The organism is Mesorhizobium sp. M2A.F.Ca.ET.067.02.1.1 (assembly GCF_004023285.1).
Taxonomy (GTDB): Bacteria; Pseudomonadota; Alphaproteobacteria; order Rhizobiales; family Rhizobiaceae; genus Mesorhizobium.
The window spans coordinates 1-4249 of the sequence record NZ_RZSB01000526.1 but is presented as its reverse complement, the minus strand read 5'-3'; the positions used below and the strand labels follow the sequence as shown (position 1 = coordinate 4249).

5 protein-coding genes are annotated in these 4249 nt (G+C 63.5%); 4 read left to right on the top strand and 1 reads right to left on the bottom strand.

The features are described 5' to 3' along the window. Together EOA28_RS26725 and EOA28_RS26720 are read left to right on the top strand one after the other, a co-directional pair. Window positions 1-1455: GMC family oxidoreductase N-terminal domain-containing protein (locus EOA28_RS26725; RefSeq protein ID WP_128315449.1), on the top strand; the 1455-nt coding region annotated here is incomplete at its 5' end. A gap of 192 nt (window positions 1456-1647) precedes the next feature. After that, on the top strand, window positions 1648-2268 hold the full coding sequence (locus tag EOA28_RS26720) for a DJ-1/PfpI family protein (protein ID WP_126081180.1): 621 nt from the start codon (window positions 1648-1650) through the stop codon (window positions 2266-2268). Window positions 2269-2342: 74 nt separating this feature from the next. Here the strand turns inward: EOA28_RS26720 and EOA28_RS26715 are convergent, their stop codons facing one another. Beyond that, window positions 2343-2543 carry a hypothetical protein gene (locus tag EOA28_RS26715; protein WP_127250031.1) on the bottom strand — a complete coding sequence of 67 codons (201 nt, stop codon included), beginning with the start codon at window positions 2541-2543 and terminating at the stop codon, window positions 2343-2345. Window positions 2544-2761: 218 nt separating this feature from the next. Here EOA28_RS26715 and grpE point away from each other — a divergent pair, with 218 nt between their 5' ends. Continuing rightward, window positions 2762-3394, top strand: a complete 633-nt coding sequence (gene grpE, locus EOA28_RS26710) for a nucleotide exchange factor GrpE (RefSeq protein WP_042641032.1) — start codon at window positions 2762-2764, stop codon at window positions 3392-3394. 124 nt (window positions 3395-3518) lie between these two features. Beyond that, window positions 3519-4151, top strand: coding sequence for a trimeric intracellular cation channel family protein (locus EOA28_RS26705; protein ID WP_126083706.1), 633 nt, complete (start codon window positions 3519-3521; stop codon window positions 4149-4151). The last annotated feature ends 98 nt before the right edge of the window (window positions 4152-4249 follow it).

Below are 4249 nucleotides of genomic sequence, written 5' to 3'. Positions count from 1 at the left end.
CTGCTGCCTGGACGGCCGAAGATCAACAATTGGGGCTTCCAGACGGTACCGCAGGAAGGTCTCAACGGCCGCAGGGGCTATCAGCCGCGCGGGAAGGGCTTGGGTGGCTCCAGCGCCATCAACGCCATGCTTTACACGCGGGGCAATCGCCGCGACTATGACGAATGGGCCGAGCTTGGCTGCGACGGCTGGTCGTGGGACGAGGTGCTGCCCTATTTCCGGCGCGCCGAAGGCAATCAGCGAGGGGCCGACACGCTGCATGGCGGCGACGGGCCGCTCAGGGTCTGCGAGCAGCAGGAGCCGCGCGCGATCTCCAGGGCTTTCGTCGAGGCCTGCGGCGAAATCCAGATCAGGCTGAACGACGATTTCAACGGGCCGGAGCAGGAAGGGGCCGGCCTCTATCAGGTGACGCAGTTCTGGGGTGAGCGCCGCAATGGCGAGCGCTGCTCGGCGGCGGCGGCCTATCTGCATCCGGCGATGAACCGGCCGAACCTCACCGTGGTCACCGGCGCGCATGCGACGGGCGTGGTGCTGAACGGCAGGCGCGCCACTGGCGTGCGCTACCGTAGCGGTAAAAGGGAAGACGTGGCGGAAGCCAGGCGCGAGGTCATTCTTTGCGGCGGGGCGTTCGGTTCGCCGCAAATGCTCCTGCTCTCGGGCATCGGACCGGCGGTCGAGCTTGCGGCGCACGGCATTCCGCTTGTCCACGAATTGCCGGGCGTCGGCAGGAACCTGCAGGATCATCTCGATTTCATCCTCGCCTGGAAGTCCAGGCAGACGGATTTGATGGGCATCGGCCTCAGCGGCATGCCGGGCCTGATCCGGCACATGCTGCGCTGGCGCAGGGACGGAACCGGCATGATCGCCACCCCCTATGCCGAAGGCGGCGCTTTTCTGAAATCCGACCCGGCGATCGAGCGGCCCGACCTGCAATTGCATTTCTGCATCGCCATCGTCGACGACCATGGCCGCAAGCTGCATATGGGCTATGGGTTTTCCTGCCATGTCTGCGTGCTGCGGCCGCATTCGCGCGGCGAGGTGGGTCTGATGAGCCGGGATCCGCTGGCGGCGCCGCGCATCGATCCGCACTTCCTCGAGGACGAGCGCGACGCCGAGCTTCTGCTCAAGGGCGTGCGAATGATGCGCGCCATATTGGAGGCGCCGGCGCTGGCGAAATATCGCGCCAGGGAAATCTACACTGCAGGCGCGTCGAGCGATGCCGAGCTGATGGCGCATATCAGGGCGCGCGCCGACACGATCTACCACCCGGCCGGCACCTGCAAGATGGGCGTCGACGACATGGCCGTGGTCGACCCGCAGCTCAAGGTGCGCGGGCTGGAAGGGTTGCGTGTGGTCGATGCCTCGGTGATGCCGACCCTGATCGGCGGCAACACCAATGCGCCGACGATCATGATCGCGGAGAAGGCCGCGGACATGATCCGGGCTGCGGTCTGATCGTCGGTCTTGGTCGGACCAGCCATCTTCGGTTCTGTCGCGATGATCTCGCCTTTGCACGCCTTCCGATAGGATCGAATCCATCTGGTCAGACCAATTTGGCGATTTGCGCTTCCCCTTTTGTCGTCCTCACCTTAGGATAGGGCTATTATTTTCACCCCGAAATAAATAGCCAGCTAAGGGAGGAACGGCATGGCCGGCAAGAAGATATTGATGCTCGTTGGCGAGTTCAGCGAGGAATACGAGATTTTCGTCTTTGAACAGGCCATGCACGCGGTGGGGCACACCGTCCATGTCGTATGCCCCGACAAGAAGGCGGGCGACGTGCTTAAGACCTCGTTGCACGACTTCGAAGGCCACCAGACCTATACCGAAAAACTCGGCCACGACTACATCCTCAACAAGACCTTCGCCGAGGTGAACCCGGCCGACTATGACGCGGTTTACGCGGCGGGCGGGCGCGGACCGGAATATATCCGCATCGACAAGCGCGTGCAGGCGCTGGTCAGGCATTTCCACGAGACCGGCAAGCCGATCTTCACCATTTGCCACGGTGTGCAGATCCTGATCGCGGTCGACGGCGTGGTGCGCGGCAAGAAAGTGGCGGCGCTGCAGTATTGCGAGCCGGAAGTGACGCTTGCCGGCGGTATCTATGTCGACGTCGCCCCGACCGGCGCGCATGTCGACGGCAATCTGGTGTCGGCGAAAGGCTGGCCGGGCCTTGCCGCTTTCATGCGGGAATGCCTGAAGGTGCTCGGCACGGAGATCCGGCATGGCGAAGCGCTGATGCGCGACGACCGAAAGGCGGCCTGAACTTGTTCATTGCGCAATTCCGGACGGAAAACCGCTACACACTTTTCCCGGAATTGCTCTAACCGCGCGCGCGGCTATCGACGCCGCTCGCCACCTGCTTTCCTGGCATTCGCGGCGTCCAGGCGGTCAAGCAGGTCGCTCAGTCGCCGAGGCACCTCTTTTTCCAGGCGAAACGCCGGCAAGGTGCGCAGAAAGCGCTTCGTCGTTTCGCTGCCCGCCTGCCGCCTGATATCGTTGGCCAATTCGGCGCGCCGGTTGCCGTTGTTGCCGTTCATCGTCCCAAAATCCTGTGTCGGCTTCGAAACTCCTCCAGCCCGTTTATGGTTCCCGCAACGGCATTCGAGGGCAAGCAAAGCCGCGTGATACGGTAAAATTTGAATTAATTTGGAACGATGGTTCGGCATCGGCGGCGAGCGCTTACCCCTTGATTTTTGGCCTCCAAACCTCGATATCGGGCGCAAATCCAGACCAATCCGAATGACGGGAAACGGCGATGAGCGACCAGGCAAAAGACGAACGCACGCCCGAAGATATGGAAGCCACCCAGGCTTCCGGCGAGCGCGCGGAAGGTGGCGTCGACGGCGACTATGAAGCGCTCGTGCGGCTGCTGAAGGAAAACGAGGAACTGAAGGACCGCGCGTTGCGCGTCGCGGCCGAAATGGAGAATTTGCGGCGGCGCACCGCGCGCGACGTGCATGACGCGCGCACTTACGCGGTGGCCAATTTCGCGCGCGACATGCTGTCTGTATCGGACAATCTGCGCCGCGCGCTCGATGCCATTCCGGCCGAGGCCAAGGCTTCCGGCGATGCCGGCTTCAAGGCGCTTATCGAGGGTGTCGACCTCACCGAACGCGCCATGCTTTCGGCGCTGGAGCGCCACGGCGTGAAGAAACTCGCGCCCGAAGGCGAGAAGTTCGATCCGAACTTCCACCAAGCGATGTTCGAAGTGCCCAATCCGGAGGTCCCGGCCGGCACCGTCGTGCAGGTGGTGCAGCCCGGCTATTCGATCGGCGAGCGCGTGTTGCGGCCGGCGATGGTCGGTGTTGCCAAGGGTGGCCCGAAGGCAACCGCCGAGGCGAAGGTCGAGCCCGGCCCGGTGAACGAGCAGGCCGAGAAGGATGCGTGAATAGGGGAGTAAGGGAGTAGGGCACTAAGGGAGTAGGGGAAGCGGAACCGTACTTTGACGCGGTTCTATGCTATTCAACTTTCCCTATTGCCCTACTCCCTTACTGCCCTACTCCCCTATGTCCTTGAACCCCATCGCCTTGCTCGACTATGCCGGCGTCGCCGTCTTCGCGGCGACGGGCGCGCTTGCCGCATCGCGCAAGCAGCTTGATATTATCGGCTTCCTGTTCCTGGCCAGCATCACCGGCATCGGCGGCGGGACGCTACGCGACGTCATCCTCAACCTGCCCGTATTCTGGGTCGCCAACAGCGGCTATGTGCTGATCTGCGCGGTCGTCGCGGTGCTGGTCTTCTTCAGCGCCCACCGCTTCGAATCCCGCTACAAGCTGCTGCTCTGGCTCGATGCCGTCGGCCTTGCCGCGTTCTCGGTGATGGGCGCGGCAAAGGGGCTGGCCATCACCGGTTCGCCTGTCGTGTCCGTCATCACGGGCGTGCTGACGGCGACCTCCGGCGGCATCTTGCGCGACCTGCTTGCCGGCGAGCCTTCGGTGCTGCTCAGGCCCGAAATCTATGTCACGGCCGCCCTGGCGGGCGCCGCCATCTTCACCCTTGGCGATCTTGCCGGCCTGCCGACGCTGGCGTCCAGCCTGCTCGGCTTCGCGGGCGCGTTCGTCGTGCGCGGCGGGGCGCTTAAATTCGGCTGGTCGTTTGCGGCCTATCGGAGTCGGCCGGGGCGAAGGCCGGAAGACATTCCGTGAGCGAGTAGCGAATAGGGAGTAGCGAGTAGAGATTACCCGAGATGGCGTTCTATTCGCTATTCGCTATTCGCTATTCGCTATGCCGCGAAGCGCTGCCC

Excerpts from the sequence above, each read along its gene's own strand:
- EOA28_RS26715 (WP_127250031.1), bottom strand. The coding sequence starts at position 2,543 with ATGAACGGCAACAACGGCAACCGGCGCGCCGAATTGGCCAACGATATC.
- grpE (WP_042641032.1), top strand. The coding sequence starts at position 2,762 with ATGAGCGACCAGGCAAAAGACGAACGCACGCCCGAAGATATGGAAGCC.
- EOA28_RS26720 (WP_126081180.1), top strand. The coding sequence starts at position 1,648 with ATGGCCGGCAAGAAGATATTGATGCTCGTTGGCGAGTTCAGCGAGGAA.